General features: G+C 70.1%; 19 protein-coding genes and 4 pseudogenes. 11 read left to right on the top strand and 12 right to left on the bottom strand.

Annotated elements, in window-relative coordinates:
* Window positions 1-35: 35 nt before the first annotated feature.
* Window positions 36-302, top strand: a pseudogene (locus tag AB0N63_RS29465) (response regulator); the annotation flags it as partial.
* A gap of 265 nt (window positions 303-567) precedes the next feature.
* Here the strand turns inward: AB0N63_RS29465 and AB0N63_RS29460 are convergent.
* Window positions 568-1461 carry a hypothetical protein gene (locus AB0N63_RS29460; RefSeq protein WP_365533523.1) on the bottom strand — a complete coding sequence of 298 codons (894 nt, stop codon included), beginning with the start codon at window positions 1459-1461 and terminating at the stop codon, window positions 568-570.
* Window positions 1462-2496: 1035 nt separating this feature from the next.
* Here AB0N63_RS29460 and AB0N63_RS29455 point away from each other — a divergent pair.
* The 5 genes from AB0N63_RS29455 (at window position 2497) to kdpC (ending at window position 8485) form a co-directional block, all read left to right on the top strand.
* Window positions 2497-2739, top strand: coding sequence for a hypothetical protein (locus AB0N63_RS29455; protein ID WP_365533521.1), 243 nt, complete (start codon window positions 2497-2499; stop codon window positions 2737-2739).
* Between the two features lie 1138 nt (window positions 2740-3877).
* The gene (gene kdpF / locus AB0N63_RS29450) at window positions 3878-3967 is read left to right on the top strand and encodes a K(+)-transporting ATPase subunit F (RefSeq protein ID WP_327245621.1); all 90 of its coding nucleotides are present in this window, start codon (window positions 3878-3880) and stop codon (window positions 3965-3967) included.
* A gap of 37 nt (window positions 3968-4004) precedes the next feature.
* Window positions 4005-5669, top strand: coding sequence for a potassium-transporting ATPase subunit KdpA (gene kdpA / locus AB0N63_RS29445; RefSeq protein WP_365533519.1), 1665 nt, complete (start codon window positions 4005-4007; stop codon window positions 5667-5669).
* Window positions 5669-7798 carry a potassium-transporting ATPase subunit KdpB gene (kdpB, locus tag AB0N63_RS29440; protein ID WP_365533516.1) on the top strand — a complete coding sequence of 710 codons (2130 nt, stop codon included), beginning with the start codon at window positions 5669-5671 and terminating at the stop codon, window positions 7796-7798. Before kdpA ends, kdpB begins: the two co-directional genes overlap by 1 nt.
* Before the next feature lie 21 nt (window positions 7799-7819).
* On the top strand, window positions 7820-8485 hold the full coding sequence (gene kdpC, locus AB0N63_RS29435) for a potassium-transporting ATPase subunit KdpC (RefSeq protein WP_365533514.1): 666 nt from the start codon (window positions 7820-7822) through the stop codon (window positions 8483-8485).
* 269 nt (window positions 8486-8754) lie between these two features.
* On the opposite strand, the gene AB0N63_RS29430 is transcribed toward kdpC, so the two are convergent.
* Complete coding sequence (locus tag AB0N63_RS29430; protein WP_365533512.1) at window positions 8755-11259, bottom strand: DUF4118 domain-containing protein; 2505 nt, start codon at window positions 11257-11259, stop codon at window positions 8755-8757.
* 267 nt (window positions 11260-11526) lie between these two features.
* On the opposite strand from AB0N63_RS29430, the gene AB0N63_RS29425 reads away from it, so the two are divergent.
* On the top strand, window positions 11527-11673 hold the full coding sequence (locus AB0N63_RS29425; RefSeq protein WP_365533703.1) for a hypothetical protein: 147 nt from the start codon (window positions 11527-11529) through the stop codon (window positions 11671-11673).
* A 24-nt stretch (window positions 11674-11697) separates the two neighbouring features.
* Here AB0N63_RS29425 and AB0N63_RS29420 read toward each other — a convergent pair.
* The 10 genes and pseudogenes from AB0N63_RS29420 to AB0N63_RS29375 all read right to left on the bottom strand — a co-directional run.
* Window positions 11698-11874: pseudogene (locus tag AB0N63_RS29420) on the bottom strand (IS5/IS1182 family transposase); the annotation flags it as partial.
* 194 nt (window positions 11875-12068) lie between these two features.
* Entirely contained in the window at window positions 12069-12761 is a 693-nt protein-coding gene (locus AB0N63_RS29415; protein ID WP_365533510.1) for an SDR family NAD(P)-dependent oxidoreductase, read from the bottom strand.
* 130 nt (window positions 12762-12891) lie between these two features.
* Complete coding sequence (locus AB0N63_RS29410) at window positions 12892-13215, bottom strand: putative quinol monooxygenase (RefSeq protein WP_365533508.1); 324 nt, start codon at window positions 13213-13215, stop codon at window positions 12892-12894.
* Between the two features lie 66 nt (window positions 13216-13281).
* Window positions 13282-14106 carry an alpha/beta hydrolase gene (locus tag AB0N63_RS29405; RefSeq protein ID WP_365533506.1) on the bottom strand — a complete coding sequence of 275 codons (825 nt, stop codon included), beginning with the start codon at window positions 14104-14106 and terminating at the stop codon, window positions 13282-13284.
* A 158-nt stretch (window positions 14107-14264) separates the two neighbouring features.
* On the bottom strand, window positions 14265-17024 hold the full coding sequence (locus AB0N63_RS29400) for an AAA family ATPase (RefSeq protein WP_365533504.1): 2760 nt from the start codon (window positions 17022-17024) through the stop codon (window positions 14265-14267).
* Between the two features lie 239 nt (window positions 17025-17263).
* Window positions 17264-17467 (bottom strand): hypothetical protein, encoded by a 204-nt coding sequence (locus AB0N63_RS29395; RefSeq protein ID WP_365533502.1) that lies wholly within the window; start codon window positions 17465-17467, stop codon window positions 17264-17266.
* Window positions 17467-17662 (bottom strand): annotated as a pseudogene (locus tag AB0N63_RS29390) (hypothetical protein); the annotation flags it as partial. The pseudogene AB0N63_RS29390 and the gene AB0N63_RS29395, both read right to left, overlap by 1 nt.
* Before the next feature lie 24 nt (window positions 17663-17686).
* Window positions 17687-18928, bottom strand: a complete 1242-nt coding sequence (locus AB0N63_RS29385) for a low temperature requirement protein A (RefSeq protein WP_365533500.1) — start codon at window positions 18926-18928, stop codon at window positions 17687-17689.
* On the bottom strand, window positions 18925-19632 hold the full coding sequence (locus tag AB0N63_RS29380; protein ID WP_365533498.1) for a hypothetical protein: 708 nt from the start codon (window positions 19630-19632) through the stop codon (window positions 18925-18927). The genes AB0N63_RS29385 and AB0N63_RS29380 overlap by 4 nt, the downstream gene beginning before the upstream one ends.
* A 60-nt stretch (window positions 19633-19692) precedes the next feature.
* A complete protein-coding gene (locus AB0N63_RS29375) occupies window positions 19693-21150 on the bottom strand; it encodes an aldehyde dehydrogenase family protein (RefSeq protein WP_365533496.1) in 1458 nt (485 codons plus the stop codon).
* 317 nt (window positions 21151-21467) lie between these two features.
* Between AB0N63_RS29375 and AB0N63_RS29370 the strand changes: the two genes are divergently transcribed.
* The 4 genes and pseudogenes from AB0N63_RS29370 to AB0N63_RS29355 all read left to right on the top strand — a co-directional run.
* Complete coding sequence (locus tag AB0N63_RS29370; protein WP_365533493.1) at window positions 21468-21719, top strand: hypothetical protein; 252 nt, start codon at window positions 21468-21470, stop codon at window positions 21717-21719.
* A pseudogene (locus AB0N63_RS29365) lies at window positions 21661-21780 on the top strand (hypothetical protein); the annotation flags it as partial. The gene AB0N63_RS29370 and the pseudogene AB0N63_RS29365, both read left to right, overlap by 59 nt.
* 48 nt (window positions 21781-21828) lie before the next feature.
* On the top strand, window positions 21829-21993 hold the full coding sequence (locus tag AB0N63_RS29360; RefSeq protein ID WP_365533700.1) for a hypothetical protein: 165 nt from the start codon (window positions 21829-21831) through the stop codon (window positions 21991-21993).
* 571 nt (window positions 21994-22564) lie between these two features.
* A partial coding sequence (locus AB0N63_RS29355; protein WP_365533490.1) for an ALF repeat-containing protein occupies window positions 22565-23578 on the top strand: 1014 nt, incomplete at its 3' end.

Below are 23578 nucleotides of genomic sequence, written 5' to 3'. Positions count from 1 at the left end.
AGAGCGCCGAGCTGGCCGGGTTCCAGGACGTCCAGCGTCTGGGCACGGGGCAGGCCGAGGCCGAAACCGCCCGCACCCCGTACGACGCCCTCGTCCTTGACCTCGGCCTGTCCGACGCGGGCGGCATCGACACCGCCCGCACCCTGCGGGCCCGCCTCCCCGACCTGCTGATCATCATCCTCACCGCACGCACCGACGACATCGACATCATCGCCGGCCTCGACGGCGGAGCCGACGACTACCTCGTCAAACCCTTCAGCCTCACCGTCCTGCTCGCCCGCCTCCGCGCCCACCTCCGCCGCCACACCAGCACGCCCGCGATGCCGCCCCGCGGTGGCCGAGGCCACCCGCCCGGCTGTCGCGCTACGTCTCCAAGGACCCGGCGGATCGACGTCACCGGCGACGGTCCTGGCGTGCCACAGGCGGTCACGGGAGAGCCGGCTGCCGACGCCGGTGACGGGCACCACGGCGCCGGCCTGGGCTGTCACTCGGGCGGCGCCTGACCCGCGCCGTCAGCGCTGACGTAGTCCTACGGCCCCGGGCACGCGCTCGGGGCTCGGTTCTCCGTCAGTCAGCGCGCCGGGTGACCGGGGCCTGCCCCTCCCCTGCGGCAGTCCGGCGCTCCTGCAACTGGGCATAGGCCATCAAGCCGAACAGGACGGCGAGCAGGACGGCGGACGAGCCGGCCGTGCCCAGGTCCAGGCCGCCCTTGGCGACCGGCTTGGTGAGGAAGTCGCCCGCGGTGGCACCGAGCGGGCGGGTGAGGACGAAGGCGATCCAGAACAGCAGTACGTTCGGCACCGCGGGCACCTTCATCAGCGCCACCAGCACAGCGAGCACCCCGGTCACGAGCAGCGCACCGCCGGCATAACCGAGGCCCGAACTGTCGGAGAGGAAGTCACCCATGGAGGTGCCGAGGGTGTTCGACACGAGGATCGCCGACCAGAACAGAGCCTCGCCCCTGAAGGTGACGATGTCGGTGATCTGGAAGGTCATCCCGCTCAGCTTCCAGCCGAGGAAGATCAGCAGCAGGATCGAGATCAGGATCGCCGCGCCCTCCGGATAGCCGAGACCAAGACCCTGCGGGCCCCACCCCAGTTTCGTCGCACCGCCGGATAGGTACTTCGCACTGGCGTCACGATTCATGAAGTCGGACATCGTGGTGCCGGCCATGGAAGTCGACAGGATCACGGTCCAGTAGAAAAACGGATTGTAGTAGCTGGAACGCAGCTGGACGACCAGCGTCACCAGGAAGACCAGGAACAGCACGACCGTGGTGAGGAAGTAGCCCAGCTTCAGTGTCTGCGCGAAGAGGTCGCCCGCCGTCTCACCCAGGGTCGTCGCCGCGATCTTCATGATCCAGAACGCCAGCGTGACCTCGGGCAGCTTCTTCATCACCGACTTGGTCGTACTCGACGTGCCCGCCACGTCGAGGTCGGTGAGGACCTCCGGTTTTCCCACGTCGCTTTCTCCTGTCCAGTCGAGGCGGCAGGGCGCTCGCCCACGGGAAGCGGGACGAGCGCCCTGTGAGATGAGCGGCCGCGACGCAGCCGTGATACCCGACCGTGGCACAGAGTGCCTGAACGCATCCTGAACGAGGGTGTTCAGCAGGTCAGGTTGCGTGTCGGGCGGACGGCCGCGGCGCAGTGCGTGTCCATACGTGTCACACTGAGGCACCCGATCAGACCGGTCAGGAACATGCACTAGTGATCAGCAGTGCTCAGTGAGGGCATTGGTGTGATCGCCCGGCCTGGACGCCGGAGCCGACGATCACCTCGTCGAATCCTTCGGTCTGACCGGCCCTGCTCGCTCGCCCCTGCGCCGCCACGCCGTCGCCGCACCACTCCGGCTCGACGACCTCGTCGTCGGCACCGCAGCCCGCCGCTGCACGGACGCCCTTGTGCCCCTCAACTCAACAGCGGGGCCGGGGCCCTGTCCGACCGGTACGGCCGTCGGCCCGTACTCATCGTCGCCGTCCTGCTGCTGCTTGCCGGGCTCGCCGTCTTCATCTTCGCCGCGGGACCCGGGCGGCGGAGCGTCGACTCCTCGAGCTCCTGGCGTCTTTGACAGGTGGACCGGTTGAGGTGGCGTCAGGGTACGGGAGGCGGTGGTTGACCCCGGCGGTCCCCGCACTGTCGTTTGGGGCGCGTGTGAGGTCGGGCTGCGAGTCCGCGCACCGCGCGATCATCGCCTTGGGCCGCCCGGAGCCCCAGACCGGGGCGGTGGGAGACTGGGCCGCCCGGCGGTGCGCCTCGTGTCCAGCCGATGCCGCCACCGCCGGGCGCTGTCAGCGGCCGGCCTGCTGCCGCAACCAGTCCGCTCCTCATACCGATCTCCTCAGGCGAGGCGATGCGGTCGGCTCCGCACAGGACGCGGCGGCTGCGGGGCCGTCTTCGCAGCCCAAGCAGACCGGCTTGCTGATCGAGATGCACCCTTGGGGAGGACTGGCCAGACTCGTGGGTGGAAGGAAACGCCGACCACAGAGAGGCGACGATCATGCGCAGCACGATCACCCGCACTCTGGCCGCTGCCGTCGCTGCGGGCGTCTTCGCCGGCGGGGCGGCCGTAGCCTCCACCAGCGCCGCCGTCGCGGCGCCGACCCACTCCACGGTCGCGGCGAGCCATCACGCGGCGCCCAAGCCCGACCCCACCAAGACCCCGCAGCACAAGAAGTGCCCCAAGGGCGAGCACTACACCAAGGTCAACGGCAAGTGGGCCTGTCACAAGACCAAGAAGTAGCAGCCCCGCGGCGCAACCGTGCATGATCGCAGCGATGAGCGGTTCGCCGTCCCCCCGTCGGCGGACCGCTCATCGCGTGCCGTCATCACGAGCGGGCACCCCCAGGCGCACCCACCAGGCCGCGTAGCCGACGTTGGTCACGTACTCGTACTCGCCCCAGAGCGATCCCAGATCCACGATCCGTGGCCCCACGCCTCGCCAACTCCTGGTCGTCGCCGACCGCCCACACCTCAACGATCCGGCCCCCAGTGACGGACGTTCATCCTGCGGTACTCGACAGCCCGTTGGCGGAGCGCGCTGACGTGGGACTGGTTGGAGGGATGAATCTCCACTTGAGGCCACCGGTATGGCGGTCGCCGCCTGCCATAGTTGCGCAGCAGTGCAACGGAGGCCCGGATGAGCCTGTCCTACCTGCACTACGACGGTCTTACGGTCGCTTTTCTGTCCTCGGTCTGGACGAGGCTCCCCGCCGCCGCTCGTGCCAACGTGGCGGCTGCCATGCTGGCTGTCGCCTTTGCCGCATTGACCGTCGGGGCGGGAGTCCGGCAGGCTCGTGTCCGGCCGTTCAGCTGGCGTTCACCGGTCCGGGCCGCTGAGCCGGTCGACACGTTATGGTCCGCTGCTCACTTCCTGGACGGCTCCCCGAGCGCGGTCGGCGCCGCTCTGAAGGTGTCGGCCGCGCCCTCGCTCGACCGCCTGTGTGCCGCCTGGTTGTGGCCCACCGCACCCGCGGGACAAGCGCCGAACGGCTGGAAGGAAAACTGCCTCTTCCCGTCGGCGCTGTGCGTCTCGTCGGCGAGGTCGCCGAAGCCAGACGTTCAGGATCAACGGAATCAGAGGAATGGGAACGTCGCGACAGCCGCTTGGGCAGCGCCATCAAGAACTCGTCAAATAGATGCCCGGTAGCGTTAAGCCACCGCTAACGAGGCTCGCCGAGCACGTGGTGCGAAACTGTACTGAATAGGCCTGTTTCTGCCGACATGAACCTTTTCCCTGTTCCCACATTGTTACGCCGCAGTCGATCATTCCCTTCCCGTCGTCGCTACGGGGTGTCTCTCATGCCGGATGTTGGATTCATCGTTCTCGCCATCGCCGTGTTCGCCCTGATCGGTCTGGTCGCCAAGGGAGTGAGCCGGCTGTGAGCGTGGACAACGTGGTCGGCTTGGTCGTCGCCGTCTGTCTGGTGATCTACCTGGTCCTGTGCCTGATCTTCCCCGAGAAGTTCTAGCTGCGTCCCGTTTGGTCCGTAGCTTGAGAGGTGCTCCATGAACGCCGATCTCGCGGGCTGGCTGCAGATCATCGCCCTGGTCGGCGCGCTGGCCCTGACCTTCCGCCCGCTCGGCGACTACTTGGCCCATGTCCTCGCCTCCCCCCGTCACTGGCGGGTGGAGCGCCTGGTCTACCGGATCGGCGGCGTGCACGCGGACGCCGAGCAGACGTGGCCCGGCTATCTGCGCAGCGTGCTGGCGTTCTCGGTGGTCTCGGTGGTGTTCCTCTATGGCTTCCTGCGTATGCAGGGCGATCTGTTCCTCTCTCTCGGCACGAAGCCGGTTGCTCCCGACCTGTCCTTCAACACCGCCGCTTCCTTCGTCACCAACACCAACTGGCAGGCGTACTCGGGAGAGTCAGCCCTGGGGCATCTGGTACAGATGGCGGGCCTGGCGGTGCAGAACTTCGTCTCGGCGGCGGTCGGGATCGCCGTGGTCGCCGCGCTGATCCGCGGGTTCTCCCGCAAGAAGACCGACCGGGTCGGCAACTTCTGGCAGGACCTCACCCGGATCGTGCTGCGGGTACTGCTGCCGGTCTCACTGGTCATGGCGGTCGTGCTGGTCGCCGCGGGCTCGATCGAGAACTTCCACGGCTTCCAGTCGATCACCACCATCGCCGGTCAGCACCAGTCCGTCCCCGGCGGTCCGGTCGCCTCCCAGGAGGCCATCAAGGAACTCGGTACAAACGGTGGCGGTTTCTACAACGCCAACTCCGCCCACCCCTTCGAGAACCCCAACGCGTTCACGAACTGGCTGGAGATCTACCTGCTCCTGGTGATCGGCTTCTCGCTGCCGCGCACCTTCGGGAAGATGGTCGGCGACATCCGCCAGGGCTACGCCATCGTTGCCGTGATGGCGCTGGTCTGGGCCGCCTCGGTGGCCGTCGTCACCGCCAACGAGCTGCACAGCGTGAGCAGTTCGACCGGACATGTGGCTGGCGGGATGATGGAGGGCAAGGAGCAGCGCTTCGGGATCTGGGCCTCGGCTCTGTTCGCCGTGTCCACAACGCTGACGTCCTGTGGGGCGGTCAACTCCTCCCATGACTCGTACACGCCGGGCGGCGGCGGTCTGACGATCTTCAACATGATGCTCGGCGAGATCGCGCCGGGCGGCACGGGGTCAGGGCTCTACGGAATCCTGATCCTTGCCGTCGTGGCGGTCTTCATCGCGGGTCTCATGGTCGGCCGTACACCGGAGTACCTGGGCAAGAAGCTGCGCGGCCGGGAGATGAAGTACGCCTCGCTGTACATCCTCACCACCCCGGCGATCGTGCTGGCCGGCACCGGTGTCACGATGGCCCTGCCAGGCGAGCGGGCGGCGATGCTCAACCACGGTCCGCACGGCTTCTCCGAGGTGCTGTACGCCTTCACCTCGGCGGCCAACAACAACGGGTCCGCGTTCGCGGGGCTGAGCGCGAACACCGTCTGGTACAACACCGCGCTCGGGCTCGCTATGCTCCTGGGCCGTTTCCTGCCGATGGTGTTCGTGCTGGCGCTGGCCGGATCGCTCGCCCAGCAGCAGCCGGTGCCCATCACGGCGGGCACGCTGCCCACCCATCGGCCGCAGTTCGTCGGCCTGCTGTCCGCCGTGATCCTCATTGTCGTCGGCCTCACCTACCTGCCCGCGCTCGCGCTGGGGCCGCTCGCGGAGGGGCTGCACTGATGCCCACCACCTTGGAAGCCAAGACGTCGAAGGACCCGCCGGGCGTTGCACCCCAGCGACTCTCCGCGGGAATGCTGGACCCGAGGCTGCTCATCGGCTCCGTACCCGACGCGCTGCGCAAGCTCGACCCACGCCTCATGGTCAAGAACCCCGTGATGTTCGTGGTCGAGGTCGGTGCCGTGCTGACCACTCTGTCGGCAATTCGGGACCCGAGCGTCTTCGCCTGGGTGATCACCGTCTGGCTTTGGCTGACCGTGGTCTTCGCCAACCTCTCGGAGGCGGTCGCGGAAGGACGCGGCAAGGCGCAGGCGGAGACCCTGCGCCGGGCGAGGAAGGACACCATGGCCCGCCGTGTCATCCGTGCCCGGGAAGCCGGTGCACCGGAGGTCACTGAGGAGATGCCGGGGACCGAACTGCGGCTCGGCGATCTGGTCGTGGTCGAAGCCGGTGAGGTCATCCCCGGTGACGGCGATGTGGTCGAGGGCATCGCGAGCGTGGACGAGTCCGCGATCACGGGTGAGTCGGCGCCGGTGATCCGTGAATCGGGCGGCGACCGCTCGGCCGTGACGGGCGGGACGAAGGTGCTCTCCGACCGCATCGTGGTGCGGATCACCTCGAAACCCGGGGAGACCTTCATCGACCGGATGATCGCACTGGTGGAGGGCGCGGCCCGGCAGAAGACCCCGAACGAGATCGCGCTCAACATCGTCCTGGCCTCGCTGACCATCATCTTCCTGATCGCTGTGGTGACCCTGCAGCCCTTCGCTATCTTCGCCGGCGCCGAACAGCCCATCGTCATCCTCGTGGCGCTGGTCGTCGCACTGATCCCGACCACGATCGGCGCGCTGCTCTCCGCGATCGGCATCGCGGGCATGGACCGGCTGGTGCAGCGCAACGTGCTGGCCATGTCCGGGCGCGCCGTGGAGGCCGCGGGCGATGTCAACACCCTGCTGCTGGACAAGACCGGCACCATCACCCTGGGCAACCGGCAGGCCGCCGAGTTCCTGCCGGTCAGCGGCGTGGACCTGGAGACGCTGGCGGACGCAGCCCAGCTGTCCTCGATCGCCGACGAGACACCGGAAGGGCGCTCGATCGTGGTCCTCGCCAAGGAACGCCACGCGCTGCGCGCGCGGACCGAGGGCGAGCTGGAGCACGCCGAATTCGTCCCGTTCACCGCGCAGACCCGGATGTCGGGGGTGGACCTCGACGACGAGCTGGACAACCGCTCCCTTCGCAAGGGCGCGGCCACCGCTGTCATGCGCTGGGTCCGCGAGCACGGCGGCCACCCCACTGACGAGGTCGGCCCGCTGGTCGACGGCATCTCCGCCACCGGCGGCACGCCGCTCGTCGTCGGCGAGGTGATACGGCGGGCAGGAGCTGAGAGCGCCCGGATCCTCGGCGTCATCCACCTCAAGGACGTGGTCAAGCGTGGCATGCGCGAGCGCTTCGAAGAGCTGCGTCGCATGGGCATCCGCACGGTGATGATCACGGGTGACAACCCGCTGACGGCCAGGGCGATCGCGAAGGAGGCCGGCGTTGACGATTTCCTCGCCGAGGCCACTCCTGAGGACAAAATGGCCCTGATCAAGCGGGAACGGGCCGGCGGCAAGCTCGTCGCCATGACCGGTGACGGCACCAACGACGCGCCCGCGCTCGCCCAGGCGGACGTCGGCGTGGCCATGAACACCGGTACGTCGGCCGCCAAGGAGGCCGGCAACATGGTCGACCTCGACTCCAACCCGACCAAGCTGATCGAGATCGTAGAAATCGGCAAGCAGCTGCTGATCACCCGGGGCTCGTTGACGACCTTCTCCATCGCCAACGACATCGCGAAGTATTTCGCGATCATCCCCGCGATGTTCGCGAGCGTCTACCCGGGCCTGCGCCATCTCAATGTCATGGCTCTGCACAGCCCGACCTCGGCCATCTCCTCCGCGATCACCTTCAACGCACTGATCATCATCGTGCTGATCCCGCTGGCCCTGCGAGGCGTCCGCTACCGACCGTCATCGGCGGCCGCGCTGCTCAGCCGCAACATCCGGCTATACGGCCTTGGGGGCCTGGTGCTGCCGTTCCTCGGCATCAAGGCCATCGACCTGATCATCCAGTTCGTCCCCGGACTGCACTGAGCGACAAGGAGGGCGATCCTCATGTTCGGCTCTCTCACCCACGTGGTCCGCCACCACCTGGCGGCGCTGCGCATGCTGCTGGTCTTCACCGTGATCACCGGCATCGCCTATCCGCTGGCCGTCACCGGCATTGCCCAGGGCCTCTTTCCGCACCAGGCCAACGGATCCATGATCAAGGACGGCGGACGTCCGGTCGCCTCCGGTCTCATCGGCCAGAACTTCGATCGCCCGCCGCGCCCAGGCCAGACCACGCAGGCACCCGACCCCCGGTGGTTCCAGCCCCGCCCGTCCGCGGCGGGAAGCACCGGCTACGACCCGACCAGCTCCGGCGCCTCCAACCTCGGCCCCAACAACACCACGCTGATCAGGGCGATCGCCCAGCGCCGTGCTGCGGTAGCCGCGTTCGACGGCGTACGGCCGGGCAGTGTTCCCGCTGACGCGGTCACCGCCTCCGGCTCAGGACTCGACCCGGACATCTCACCCGCGTACGCCTACGAGCAGGTGAACCGGGTGGCGAAAGCCCGGGGGTTGGACTTGGCCGCGGTTCGCAAGCTTGTCGCCGCACAGGTCAGGGGGCGCCAGCTGGGCTTCCTGGGTCAGGGAGGCGTCAACGTCGTCCGGCTCAACCACGATCTGGCCGCGTTGATGCCCACGCCAGGCTTCGGCCACCGGCCAGAGCGGCCGTGAAGCCAGCGTTTTCGGGGGCCGCAGGTGGGCAGGGGCCTGCCGCCGCTTCGGCCTCCCATCCGCCATGGGTCACCGCCAGGAAGCCCGCATGCGGGCACGTTCACTTCGAGCACATGCAACCTCTGCGGCGTGGATCCTGATGACTTGCGCCGAGAACACGCTCCGAGGGCTGCGGCTGTGCGGCGGGACGTGCACGGTGATGTTCGTACCGCCGTCTGCCGGGCCGACGGGCGGCGGCGGTGCCGGCGAGGGTGCAGACGTACGGGAACTCAATCCGCCGCTCGACGCGCCACTCCTCCGCTCTCGGCCGCCGCAGGCAGGCTCAGCACGGCGGTCAGACCACCACCGGCCGTGGCTTCCCACCGCAGTTCGCCACCGATCAGCTGCGTGAGGTCCGCGCACAGGCGCGGCACCAGACCGGTGACCGGGACCGGGACACCGACGGCGTCCCTGGCTTCGACATCGAGGGGACCGTGATCGGCCAGCCGGATCTCGACACGGCCGTCGGCCGTACCCACGGCCACCGCGGGCGGCTCGCCGTCGGGGCTGCGGCGCAACGCATGTGCCGCCAGATCGGTCACCACCCGGGTGACCACCGTGGCGTCCGCGATCACGTCCGGGAGATCCTCGGTCATCTCCAGCGTCAGAGAGTGGCCCCCCGGCCCAAGATCGCCGAGCGCGACGGCCATGACCTCATCCATGTCGACCGGCCGCAGATGCACGTCCAGTGCTCCGGCGTGCACCCGGCTCAGGTCCAGCACGTCGCCGACGAGTGCCCCGATCCGGCGAACGGCTTGCTGGGACCGGTCGCACAGGGCGGCCCACTGGGCGGCGCTCGCGGGCGTCCGGCGCTCCCGCAGCTGCTCCAGCGCTCCTTGCGCCGCCGCGACCTCCGCCTCCAGGTCGCTCGCGGCAGCTCGCAGTGCCTCGGCGCGACGCCGGTCGGAGACGGCACGCTCGCTCAGGGCCTCGGCCTGCCGGCGACTGCGTCGGCTCTCCCATGACGCCGCCGCCTGAGCCGCGCAGCCGTGCAGAACACGCCGGTCGCCCGCGTCGAGCGGCCGGCCACGCGCAGCCAGCACCAGTTCGTCCGTCACCGACACCTCCGTGTCCGCCTGCTCTGGTCGCTCTGGCGGACGAGGCCCCGAACTGGCGGTGACGAACCACCGGCGGCTGTCCGAGCCGTCTCGCTGGAGCAGGCTGAGCGCCTCAAGGCCGAAGGTCGTGCGGACGCGTTCCAGCAGGGCCGGCAGGTCGTCCCGGTCGCGCAGTACCGACGTCGCCAGATCCGCGAGGACCCCCGCCTCAGCCGAAGCCCGCGCGTGCCGACGAGCCCGCCGGGCCGACCGTTCTACGACAACACTGACCGCGGCGGCCACGACGACGAACACCACCAGGACAGCCGCGTCACCCACGCCTGCCACAGCGAGCGAGTGGACCGGCTGTACGAAGAAATAGTCGGCCAGCACACCGGCCCCCACCGCGGCGACCAGCGCGGGGTACAGCCCGCCCACTACTGCCACACCCACCACAGCCATCAGATAAAGCAGCAGCTCAGCAGCCAGCCCGAACCCCCGTACGGTGGACAGCACTACGGTCAGGACCGGCAGCAGTACCGCTGCCAGGACCAGCCCCCACCCGGACCGGCCCCGGCCCAGACCACCCGTCAGCGCAGACAGGGCAGGCACCCTGGCACGTTCCCTGCGCTCGTGCGTCAGGACATGCACGTCGAGGCCACCCGCCCGCCGGGTCACCCGGGCCACCACACGGTCCCCCAGCAGTTCATGCAGCAGGCGGTACGACCCGCCCAGCACGATCTGCGTGGCGTTCTCCGCACGCGCGAACTCCAACAACGCCTCGGCGACATCCAAGTCCACCACCTGGTGATAGCTGCCGCCCAGCGACTCCACCAAGGCCCGGTGCCCGGCCAGCACCACCGGATCGGCCGCCACCCGGCCGTCGTCGCCCGCCACGTGCACCGCCAGCAGGTCACTGCCCGGAATCCGGCCCGCGATCCGCACCGCACGCCGGATCAGCGCCTCCTCGTCCCGCTTGCCCGACAGCGCGACGACGATCCGCTCCTTCGTCTCCCAGGGCGCGACAATGCCGTGCTCCGCGCGGTAACGCTGCAACCCCTCCTCGACCCGGTCCGCCACCCACAGCAACGCCAGCTCCCTCAGCGCGGTGAGGTTGCCGGGCCGGAAGTAATGGGTGAGGGCCACCTCGACACGATCCGGCGGATAGACGTTGCCGCGGACCATACGGCGCCGGAGCGCCTCGGGGGTCATGTCGACCAGCTCCACCTGCTCGGCGCGCCGCACCACCTCGTCCGGGATCGTCTCCTCCTGCCTGACCCCGGTGATCTCCTCCACCACGTCCGCCAGCGACAGCAGGTGCTGGATGTTGAGCGTGCTCACCACGTCGATCCCGGCATCCAGCAGTTCCTCCACGTCCTGCCAGCGCTTCTCATTGCGGCACCCGGGTACGTTCGTATGGGCCAGTTCGTCGACGAGCGCGACCTGCGGCCGGCGCGCGAGCACGGCCTCCAGGTCCATCTCCGTGAACTCATGCCCCCGGTGGACCATGGTCCGACGCGGCACCAGTTCCAGACCCTCCGCCATCTGCGCCGTCAGGCGCCGCCCATGCGGCTCCACCAACCCGATGACCACATCCGTCCCGCGCCCCCGGCGGCGTTGGCCTTCGGCGAGCATGGCGTAGGACTTTCCCACCCCCGGTGCGGCCCCCAGATACACACGCAGACGCCCGCGAGCCACCGCCGATCACCTTCCCGATCCGGTCGTGCACGAGCCCGGGCCGGCCCGTCTACGGCCGCTGATCCGAATCCCATACTGCGGCCGCCCCGGCCCAAGCGCCACGACGGCCTGCCAGGCGCGGTGGGGCCGAGGAGCGCCAGATCCTCGGCGATGTCCGGCAGGACCCGGAGCTTGAGGCGGATGTCTTCGAGGATCTGGAGGAGGACCGGGCGTCCCGGCTGCTGGATGCCCGGACGGACGAGGAGATCGCCGACGTGCTGGCCCCGGATGCGTGCGGACGGCGCCATCAGTGATCTCCCGCGAGACCGCCGCCGCCCGGTACTGGACCTGATGCCGGTGGGCCAGCGTACGAAGGTGCTGACCTCGATGGGGTTCAACCCCGACAGCGCCGGAGGTCTGATGAACACCACCTAGGGTCCGTCTTCGAACGGATCTTGCCCAGAGCAGGAACGACGCCAGGCTGACCGCTGCTTCGTAGGAGGTGGCGGTCTTGTCGTACCTGGTCGCGACGCCGCGGAAGCCCTTGAGCCGGTTGAAGCAGCGTTCGAATTTTGGCGGTCGGCCGCCGCGACTCCCGCGCTGCAGCCGGTGCCGCCGCTGGTCGGCCTTCTCGGGAATGGTGTGCGCGATGCCACTCGCCAAGGCTTCCTCACTCAACCCGGACGAGGCCGCTACCAGAAGCGGACTCAACGTCCACTCAGGGGCTCAGTGACTGAGTCCTGATTCCCTCGGTCAGCGCCCGTCGGCCCTGACCGGTGCGCCGGGTGGGTGTGGTTGCCAGGGCTGTCGCGGGGTCGGGCCCGCTGCCGTCACCAGGGGAGTGCGCCGGCGCGGTCGGTCACCGTGCCGGTGGGCGTGTCGGGTCCCAGGGTGGCGATACGCACCGCCGCCTCCGCGCCCCCTTCGACGCTCTGCCCGATGTGGCCGGTGAACTCGGTCGCGGTCTGGCCGGGGTCCACGGCGTTGAAGCGGACGTCGGGGATCGTCCTGGCGTACTGCATGGTCAGCATGGTGACCGCGCTCTTCGACGAGCCGTAGGCGGCGAGCGGATACTGCGACTCGACCCGCTCCGGGTCATGGGTCAGCGTGAACGACCCCAGACCGCTGGTGACGTTGACGACGGACGGGGCGGCCGCCTTCCGCAGCAGGGGCAGGAACGCGTGCGTGACGCGCACCAGACCGAAGACGTTGGTTTCGTAGACGTGGCGGATCTGGTCGGCCGTCATGTCCTCGGGTGCGGTCACTTCGCCGAGGATTCCGGCGTTGTTGACGAGAATGTCCAGGTGGCCCGCCCGTGCGCGCAGCGTCTCGACCGCCGCACCGACCGACGCGTCGTCGGTCACGTCCAGCTGGACGAAGCCGGCGCCGAGCCGGTCGGCGGCCTTGCGTCCGTTCCCGGCGTCCCGGGCTCCGATCCAGACCGTCTGGCCCGCCTGGACGAGTCGGCGCGCGATCTCGTGCCCGAGGCCCCTGTTGCCGCCGGTGATCAATGTGGTGGTCACGTCGTGTCTCTCCTGTGCGTGTCGTCTGAGCGGGTGCTCCCGGCAAGCGGTCACCGGGAGCACCCAAGGGATTGGTTCCGCGGCGGTGTGCTCCGTCGGCGTCGGCGCCGACGTCGGCGGGCGTCCTGCTCTAGTGGGCGGGGCGGAACGGACGCAGCAGGCGGATGCCGTCCTCGATGGATCCGTCGATCAGTTCGAGCATCTGCGGGACGAGTTCCCGCATCCGGGGCGCGGCGAGGTGTGCGTCGAGGTGGGCGCGTGTCTCCCAGCGTTCGTAGATGACGAACTCGCCGGGTCGGCCCTCGACTTCGTGGCATTCGTAGTCGATGTTGCCGGGGTCGTTGCGCGAGGGGGTGACAGCGGCGGTGATGAACGCCTTGAGGTCGTCCTCCCTGCCTGCCTTCGCCTTCGCGTCCCAGACGACGGTCACGTAGCCGGTGGGTGTTGCGGTCATGGTGATTCCTTCTCTGTTCCGTGTTGTGTTCCGTGCTGACGGGCTGTGTGTCGGTACCGAGCCGGGTCAGCTCTTGATGAAGTCGAGGAGGTCCGCGTTGACGGTGTCGGCGTTGACCGTGCACATGCCGTGCGACAGGCCCGGGTAGACTTTCAGGTCCGCGTCCTCGACCAACGTGACCGCCGAACGGGCGGAGTTGGCGATCGGGACGATCTGGTCGTCGTCACCGTGCAGGAGGAGCGTGGGCACGTCGATCGCCCGGAGGTCGTCGGTGAAGTCCGTCTCCGAGAACGCTCTGATCCCCTCGTGGTGCGCCTGCGCGCTGCCGGCCATCCCCTGGCGCCACCAGTTCTGGATGATGCCCTGGGAGACGTCCGCGCCCGGACGGTTGAACCCGTAGAACGGCCCGGAGGCGATGTCGAGGTAGAACTGGGAGCGGTCGGTGGCCACGCCCTCACGGAAGCCGTCGAAGACCTCCGCCGGCAGCCCTGCGGGGTTGGATGTCGTTTGGACCAAGAGCGGCGGGACCGCTGCGACGAGGACGGCCTTGGCAACCCGGCCGGCACCGTGCCTGGCGACGTACCGGGCGACCTCTCCGCCACCGGCGCTGTGGCCGACGTGGACGACGTCGCGCAGGCCGAGGTGCGCCACCACGGCGGCGGCGTCCGCCGCGTAGTGGTCCATGTCGTGCCCGTGGCCGACCTGGGCGGAGCGCCCGTGCCCGCGGCGGTCGTGGGCGACGACGCGGTAGCCCCGCTGGACGAGGAACAGCAACTGGGCGTCCCAGTCGTCCGAACTCAGCGGCCAGCCGTGGTGGAACATGACCGGTCGGCCCGAGCCCCAGTCCTTGTAGAAGATCTCGACTCCGTCGCCGGTGGTGACGAACGGCATGGTCCGCTCCTCGTGGTCTCGCCCGGGTACCGGGCGGATTCGATGTCTCCACGAGAATGGCTCGGCCACCGTGCCGACAGCCTCCGTCAGCTGACTGACATCCGGCCGACGGCTCGCTTACGTCAGTACCGGGGCAGTGCTGACCCGACCGGTAGCTCTCACAGCCGGGTGGCCGGAGGCTCGGGAGGCAGCGCCTCCAGAGCGTCGCGGAGCCCGGCCCGCGACGTGATCCCCAGCTTCGGGAACACACGGTAGAGATGCGACGACACGGTCCGCGGCGAAAGGAACAGACGCGACGCGATCTGCGGGTTCGACAGCCCCGTCGCCGCCAGCCTGGCGACCTCCAGCTCCTGCGGGGTGAGGGCCTCGCCAGCCTTGCCCCGGCCGGTCCGCGTCATCCCGGTGGCGCGGAGCTCCGCCGCGGCCCGGGCCTCCCACGAACGGGCCCCGAGCTCCTCGAAGCGGCCGCGGGCGGCGGCGAGCTGCACCCGTGCCTCGCGGTTGAGCCCCTGACGGCGCAGCCTTTCGCCGTACGCCAGACGAGCACGGCCGACCTCGAAGGGCCACTGCTCGACGCCCGGCAGCCCGAGCGCCTCCTCGAAGCACCGGACCATGTCCTCGGCAGCCGATGTCATCGCCGTGACCGTGGCCGCGCTCAGCGCGAACCGCGACGAGAGGTGACCGACACCGGCGTCGCGCAGCGCGTCCGCGTGCCGTCGCGCCTCCGCGTGCCGCCCGGAGCGCACGGCGGCCTCGACGAGGTCCGGCGCGGACCACACGGCCTCGGGGTTGAACGCCGGCAGCACGCCCGGGGCGCAGATCGCCGTGGCGTGCCGGAACGCCGTCTCGAAGTCGGCGGCACCGAGGGCCGCCCGGGCCGCCGCCTGGTGGGCGCAGTTCTCCAGCCGCCGCAGGCCCCTGGGACCCGCCCACCCCCAGATGTCCTCGCAGTGCTCCCGGCACGTGTCGAGGGCGCCGCGCTGGGCCGCGGCCATTGCAGCGACGTAGTGCCCCACCTGGGCGAACAGGTGGTACCCCGTCTCCTCGGACAGTGTGATGAGCTCGTCCGCGGCGCCGGCCGACGCCTGCCACCGGCTGGCGTACAGGTCGTCCAGGGCGACGAACATCAGGGCCGGCATGCTCGATCCCACCGCGCCGCCGTCGCGTATGACCCGGGACACGGCCTCGCGACAGCCCGGAAGCCGGTCGAGGTACGAGGCGGTCAGGGCGGTGCGGATGACCACGTCGGCGTCACTCTGGTCCCTCAGCCGCGCGATCGCCTCGTCCAGGCGGCGCAGCATGCCGTCGGTGACGGAGCCGAGGTCGTGGTGGACGCGCCCCAGCGACGCCGCGGCGGCGGGCGCCGCCTCGGGGACCCGGGCGAGCACCTTGACCAGAGGTTGCCAGTGCTCGGGCCGGCCCGAGTACTGGCTGGCGAGGGTGAGGGTGAACAGCGCGGTCTCCAGCTCCTCATGCGGTGGTCCGGGCGTCACCGGGGCCTGCTCGACCGCCTCCATCAGGAGTGCATGGGCCGTATCGGCGTCGCCTTCCGTGACGAGCACCAGGAAGCCGGCCGTCGCGGCCGCCGAGAGCGACCGGGTCTCCGGATTGCCCTCGACCTCACGCATGATCTCGTGGCTGACCTCCAGACGGCCTGTGACCCAGGCGGCGGCATAGGCGGCCTGCGACAGGCGGCGCCTGCGGTCCGCTCGGTCGGTGCTCAGCTCGGCCGCGCGCCGCAATCTCGCGATCGCGCCGTCAGCGTCACCGCGCCGCAGGCTGCTCCGGGCCGCCGACTCCACCACGGCGGCGACCGCCTCGTCGGGCGCCGTAGTGGCTCTCGCGAGGTGATCACCGCGCCGCTCGGGCTGGTCGGCCAGCGCGTCAGCCAGCCGGCGGTGGGCGCCGCGCCGCTGTTCACCGGTGGAACCGTCGACTACCGCGGACCTGACCAGCGGATGCCTGAAGCGCACCGCGCGGCCGTTCTCCGTGACCATGACCAGGTGGTCACGCTCCGCGGGAGCGAGTTCCCCAAGACTGCCCGGCCCGCCGGCCGCCTCGAGGACGCCGATGTCGCCGGAGCCCTCAAGAGCCGCGAGCAGCAGTACCTCACGCGTTCCCCGCGGCAGTCCTGCGACGCGGGCGCCGTACAGAGCGCGGACATCCCGCCCCGGGCCGCTCGCCCACCCCGCCCCTTGGCCGTGTTGGTCGCCGGACACCCCGGTGGACCCGGCGAACTCGAGCAGCGCCAGGGGATTTCCCTGCGCCTCGTGGGCCACGGTCGAAAGAACCCGGCGGGGAAGGTGAGCAAAGCGTCGGGACAGCAGCCGCAGGGCGTCCGCGTCACCCAGCGGGGCGACCTCGAGCTCCGACAGACCGGTGGACCGGAAGGATTCGCCGGACTCCGCCCGCTGCGCTGCGAGCAGCCCGATGCGGCGGCCCCCCAGTCTTCTGGCGACGAAACCCACCGCAGCTCGGCTCGCCTGGTCGACGACATGAAGGTCATCGACCACGAGGAGCAACGGCCGCTCCTTCGCGGCCTCGTCGAACAGGGACAGTGCCGCGTTCAGGACGGCGATCCGGCTCGGCGCGGGACCGGCGCCGAGACCTAGGGCGACCTCGAGGGCCTCCCGCATGGAACGCGGCAGACGACCGAGTTCGTCCGACAGCGAGCCGACGAGCTGGTGGAGCCCCGCGAAACTGATGTCCGTCTCGTACTCGACACCGCTCCCGCGGACGACCCGCACTCCCCTCGCCACCGCCAGCTCGGCGGTCGCGTCCAGGAGTGCCGTCTTCCCCACGCCCGGATCACCGGTGAGCAGCAGGACAGCTCCGTCCCTCCCGGCCATGTCCAGGAACGCCGCGAGTTCGGCGAGCTCGCCCTCCCGGCCGACCAGCCCGGTCGGGCCGACGCCCATGCCTGTCCCTGACTTCGCCCACATCCGCCGCGTCCCTCGTCCTGCCTCGCGAAGCAGTCGAAACACTAGCCACGCACCTGACCGGAAAGTATTGCACCCACCGGCGAACGGAGCCTGAAGCCATCTGCTTCGCCGACACCCGCAGCTCGGGCCGACGTGGTCCAAGTCCCGGGGGTTGTTCCGCTTCTCCCGGGGGATCCCGATGCGCTTGGGGATCGGGAAGGGCTTGTCGGCAGCGATCAGGGCTGGCTCGTTGATGGTGACGTGGCCCTGTTGTGGAGCCAGAGGTGGTCCTTGGTGGAGCACAGGTCCTCGGTGTCAGCCTTCCCGGGAAGCCCTTCGAGTTGGCTGATGACGGTGATGCGGGTGGCGTCGACGTTGGCGGGCTGAGCAGCGTTGACGACCGTGGTGGTCTCGGCTCCGTCGATGAGCGCGCCACCCACTCGGCGGTGCCCACAGCGCGTACGGTCGCGTGGGTCACCGCGTCCGCGCCCCGCCGTGAGGACGTTGTCCGGGGCCAGCGGGTTCGCGGTGCCGAGCGGGTGCGTCCCCGTCGTCGGCGTGGACAACGTGTCGCCGTCGTCGAGCAGGTGCACCGGGCGCACGGCACGGGCGCCGTCGTACGCCGTGCCGGCCAGGTTCCCGCGGCGGCGAGGGTTCCCTCACAGAACTGGCACCGCGACGCCTTCCTCGCCCCTCCCGCGCTCCGGGCTCGCCCCGAGCGCCGTCAGCGTCACCCCGGCTGCCACCGCCAGCGCCGCCACCAGCCCCGCCGCGAGCACCGCCCGGTGCCCCAGGAACGTGCAGACGACCACCAGCAGCGCCGTGGCCGGCAGCACCGACTGCTGGGCGATCCCCACCTTGTAGAAGCGCGAGTGCAGCGCCCACACCGTGAGCAGGAACAGCGCTGTCGGCAGCGTCACCGCCGCCGACGCCGACAGCGCCGAAAGGTGCGTCTTGCCCACCGCCTGCTCCACCGCCACCTCCAGGCCGGCCCCGATCGCGGCACCCGAGACGAAGATCAGGTAATGGCCATAGCCCCAGAGGAAGGACTGCCGGTTGGACCGGAGGTGCCCGTGGATGGGGACCGCGAAGTACACCCACCAGGCGGCGAAGATGATCAGCAGTCCGCCGGCGGCGATGGGGAGCAACTCACCCAGGGCCTCGTGCTCGCCGATCCCCGACTTCACGGCGACGGTGGCCGCCGCGATGGTCTCGCCGAGCACGATGAGCGTGAGCAGCCCGTACCGTTCGGCGATGTGGTGGGGGTGCCACGGCGTGGGGTGGGCCCGCTCCGCATACAGCGGTACAGCCATCTCCAGCAGCGCCATCACCAGGAAGACCCACGGGCGGCCGGCCTCCGGCAGGGCCAGTAGCCCCAGCCAGCCGGTCTGGCACAGCCCGATGGCGTACCGCAGCGCCATCGTCCGCTCGGGGCCCTGGCTCGACCGCGCCACGCGCAGCCACTGCGCCGTCATGGCGAGCCGCATGGTCACATAGCCCAGGACGACGGCCAGGTACGCGTGTTCCTCGAACGCCTGGGAGACGCCTGCCGTCAGGACGAGCACGCCGGCTGTCTGGATCAGCGTGACGATCCGGTACAGCACGTCGTCGTTGTCGTAAGCCGAGGCGAACCACGTGAAGTTCATCCACGCCCACCAGATGGCGAAGAAGATCATCAAGTAGTTGAGGATCCCCTCGCCCGTGTGTCCCTCGACTACGGCGTGCACCAACTGGGCGCCTGCCTGGGCTATGGCCACGATGAAGCACAGGTCGAAGAAGAGCTCCAGTGAGGAGACGCCGCGGTGGGTCTCGTCGCGGCCTCGCGCCGTGAGCCTGCGCAGTGGTCTGTGGTGTGCGGGCGCCGCGGAGCACACCGGCGGCGGAGCCGGGCTGCTTGTCATCTGGTGAGCCAAGCTCCGAAATGCCGCTGCAGTCGGGGATTGATCTGCCAGACCATCGCTGCTGCCGCCGCAGGGACGAGTACAGCGAGTCGCACCGGCAGGTACAGATGCTCCAGAACAGGGTTCGTGGCCAGGCCCAGCAGGACGATGGTGGGGTAGATACCGCACACGGTGAGGAGCCACAGCTTCCAACGCCGTACGGCGGCCGGAACGGTGGGGACGAGCCGGGGTTCGGCGTTCGCGAACGCGTTCCGGCTCTGCTCCCGGAGCGTGTGCCGGATGTCTGTCACTGCCGGTGGGCTGGGCCGTCCAGGATCGTCGGCACCGTAGGCATGGGAAACAACTCTCTCGTTCATGGACCACTCCACATCGAAATGCCGCGTATCGTTTTGATTCCATCGGTTCCTGCGCGGCCGGGGCGATGTTGACGCTGCGTGATGGGCTGCCCGCGCGCACCAGCGGCAGCAGTTGCCGGGTGAGCAGCAGTGCCGTGCCGCCGCTTCGGCCGCGAGTCGCTGGGTCTCGGCCAGAGCGGACAGGCCGGCGATGTGTTGCTCGGCCCCGGGACGCTGCGCGATCGGCGCCGAGCGCTGCGGGTCACGACCGCGCAGAAGCGAGTCGTGCCCGGCATCTGCAAGCTCCTCGGCCAGCGCGAGACCAAGACCGTTCGTCGCTCCGGCGATCAGAATCGACGCCTGGTGCAAGCTTCCCGTGCAGGGGACGGCCCGGCGCCCAGGTGGGCGCCGGGCCAGGTCATCATCTGGTCAGTGAGCGGACTGGGTGTGGTCCTGCTCCACGTACACCTTGAGGGCCTGGAACTCCTCGATCGCGCGCGGGCCGCACAGGTAGCCGTAACCGCTTCCCTTGACGCCGCCCTCCTCGAAGTCCTCGCTGATGGCTCCCCAGGTGTTGATCCATACGGTGCCGGTGCGGATGCGCCGGGCGATCCGGCGGGCCTTCATGGAGTCCGAGCTGAACACCGAGGCGGCCAGACCGTAGATGGTGGCGTTCGCCTTGGTCACGGCGTCGTCCTCGTCGTCGAAGATCTCGAACGTCTGGACCGGACCGAAGACTTCTTCCTGCACGATCCGGACGTCGGTGCGGTCCACCTCGATCAGGCTCGGCCGGTAGAACGCACCAGCGGCCAGCGGGCCGTCGGTGACCACACCGCCGCGCAGCAGTACCGTGCCGTACGAGGTGGCTTCCTCGACGATCGCGTCCACCCGCTGGGCGGACGCCCGGTCGATGACCGGGCCGAGCTGGGCCTTCTCGTCTTCACCCGAGCCGAGCCGCACCTGCGCGAGCGCGTCGACAAGGCGAGTGCGCACCTCGTCGGCGATGTCCCGGTGAACGAGTACGCGGGAGCCGGTGCAGCAGAACTGCCCGTTCATCAGCACCAGCGACTGCACCACCGTCGGGATCACCATGTCCAGGTCGGCGTCGGGGAAGATCACCATCGGCGCCTTGCCGCCCAGCTCCAGACCGAGCCGCTTGAGCGTGGGGGCGGCCGCGGCCGCGATGTGACGCCCGACCGGCGTGCTGCCGGTGTAGTTGATCACGTCGACCTTGTCCGAGGACACCAGGAACGGGGCTCCGGTGTTGCCGGACTCGGTGAACACGCTGACCACGCCCGCCGGAATCTCCGAAACCGAGGCCAGGGCCTGTGCGAAGAGCTCATTGGTCAGCGCCGTCTGAGCCGGAAGTTTGACCACGACGGTGCAGCCGGCGGCCAGCGCCGGGCCCAGTGCCCGCACGGTCAGCATGATGGGGGAGTTCCAGGGAGAAATGATCCCGACGACACCGAGCGGCTCCGGCACCGAGTGGGTGTACTGGCCGGGTGCCGTCTCGGCGGCGCGCCCGGCGGTCTGGGTGCGGGCGGACGCCGCCGCGTACCGCAGCCACCCGACCGCGCCGCTGACCTCCCACATGGTCTCACCCAGCAGCTTGCCGTTCTCCCGGGACAGCATGGCCGCAACCTCGGGCACCCGGGCCTCGAGGGCGTCGGCCAGCCGACCGAGCGCGGTCGCCCGAAGCGAGGGACTGCGCGCCCATTCGCCGGTCGCGAAAGCGGCGGCGGCGGCGTCCACGGCGACCGAAGCCTCTGCCTCGCCACCGTCGTAGAACGAGCCGACCACTGTGCCGTCGGCGGGGTTGATCGATTCCAGAACCGGGCCTGAGCCGGTCCACTGTCCGTTGATCCAGTGCTGCGCGATGGTGTTCATGGTCCACTCCTCGTGGTCTCGCCCGGGTGCCGGGCGGATTCGATGTCTCCACGAGAATGGCGCGGCCACCGTGCCTACAGCCTCCGTCAGCTGACTGACATCCGGCCGACGGTTCGCTTACGTCAGTACCGGGGCAGTGCTGACCCGACCGGTAGCTCTCAGTGGACGTCAGGTCCGCTTCTGGTGGCGGCCTCGTCCGGGTTGGGTGAGGAAGCCTTGGCGGGTGAGGCGTCCGAGGCGGCTGCGGGTGCTGTCGTGGATGCCCCGTCGATGGGCATGCCGAGGCGTTCCTCCAGTTCACGGGCTCGGAACGCTTGATGACGCACGGCCACAAGACCGCGCACCGGGCACGCCGGCGGGCGACGGTCCTGGGCGTGCTCGCCCCGCTCCCGACGTCGGCAGCGGAAGACGGCAACCTGGCCCGCTACCTGCATCACGGGCTCGGCTACCGCACGACCGGCATCGACTGCTCCCCCGGCGCTCTCGCCTCGGCGGCCGCATGGGACACCGGTGGGGCCCCGGGGCCGACGTGGCGGTGCTGGGGCATCACCACCGGCGATCCCGGCTGACCTGCCCGATGCGGCCTACGGCGTCATCACCTGCCGGCTGGTCCACCGGTGGACGGACGACAAGGCCGCGTTCGTCGACCGAGTCCGCCGCCTCCTGGCGCCCGGCGGCATGTTCTGGGTCGTCACCGAGGCCGCCGGCCGCCGCACGACCGCCGATCCCGCTCTCCTGGGACTCGGGATCACCGCGGCCGACGAGGAGCTGCTCACGGCCGGCTGGTCCACCGTCCGCACCGCCGACATCGATGTCCCGCGCTCCTCCGCCCTGCGCCCCTGACCACCGCCTTCTTGCTGCTGGAGAGCCCTTCGTGCCGGACACCGACACGCGGAACGCGGCCGCCTGGACCACGTACGGCGCCCACCAGCTCGCCCGGGGAATCGAGTTGACCGAGCTGGGGGGATGGGTCCGGGACATCCTCGACGCCGGCCCCGGCATCGAGGTGCTCGGGCTGCAAGTCGAAGGCGGACCGCTGGAACGCGTCGCGCCGGGCGGTCCGCCGGGTCCGCTCGCGTCCGTAAGGCGGCGCGAGGCCGCCGTCGCCGGTCGTATCGAGTCATGGCATGGCCGGTTCTGGCTGATAAGTTGCTGTGCGCATGACCAAGCGCAGGTAATGATTTCCAAGTTTGTTGTGCCTGCTTCCGCGTGCTCGCGCACGCCGGGGCAGGGGGGTGCGGGTCGAGGCGGTTCGCACACGGGGGAGCACATACGGTGCCGCACGGACTGCCGGTGATCGACCGGATTCCTGGCCGCGAGGGCACCCTCCAGGAAGCGTCGCGCCGACGAGCCCCCTGAACCGCTCCCCGTCCGCCGCACACCGCGGTGGACGGTCAGGGAGAAGGAGAAGGCATTGGCAACCGGATTCCGGGCTGTGCCGGGCTGGCGTGGCGTCGTGGTGACGCTCGTGGCCCTGGCACTGCTCCTGGGACTGGATCTGCGCCCCGCGGCGGCCGACACCGCGCCGGCGTACGGCAGAGCGGACGTCCTGGAGGTGTGGGGGACCGCGGGCCCGGGCGTGAAGCGGGCGGCGGAGGCCGCCCTGGTGGGCTCCGACCAGGACATCCAGACGTTCATGGGCGAGGACCTGCCCGTACTGGAGGAAGAGGACCTGCGGGTGCAGGTCGCCCAGGTCATGGCCATCGGCGGTCCCGGCGTGCGGGCGGCGGCCGACACCGCGCTGAGCGGCGGGACCGACCAGCTCAAGGCGTTCCTCGACGAGGGTTTCGAGGCCCCGTACGACGAGGACCTGCGGGTGCAGGTCGCGCAGATCATGGCGTACGGCGGTCCGGGCGTGAAGGCCGCGGCGAACACGGCGCTGAACGGGACGCCCGACGACTGGCAGGCGTTCATCGACAAGGGCCAGTTCCGGCCCCGTGAGGACGACAACCGGATCCAGGTCCTGCGGCTGATGTCCGCGGGCGGTCCGAACGTCAAGCAGGTCGCGCAGCAGGCACTGGACGGCACGCCGGAGGACGTGCAGGCGTTCCTGGACGACGGGTGGCAGGTCGCTTCCGCCCGGGACCAGGAGACGCTGACCGTCGCCCAGCTGGCCGACCTGGCGGACCACGCGCAGAAGCAGGCCAAGGAGCTGACCGACAAGGCCAAGGAGGAGGCGGCCAAGGCGGCGGCGGCCACCGCGGCCGCCAAGGCGGCGGCCCAGGTCGCGGCGCAGGAGGCGCTGGAGGCCAAGTCGTCCGCCGGGAAGGCGGCGGCAGCGGCTTCGCGCGCCGCCGCGGCGGCGGACCGGGCGGCGCAGGCGGCCCGTACGGCGGTGTCCGCGGCGGCTGCTGCCAACCGGACGGCCCGGGTGGCCGCCAGCGCCGCGGCGCTGGCGGCGGCGGCGGCCGATCGGACGAGCAGAGGT

This window comes from Streptomyces sp. NPDC093260 (assembly GCF_040683715.1).
GTDB classification, from domain to species: domain Bacteria; phylum Actinomycetota; class Actinomycetes; order Streptomycetales; family Streptomycetaceae; genus Streptomyces; species Streptomyces sennicomposti.
This window is presented reverse-complemented; position numbering and strand designations above follow the sequence as displayed.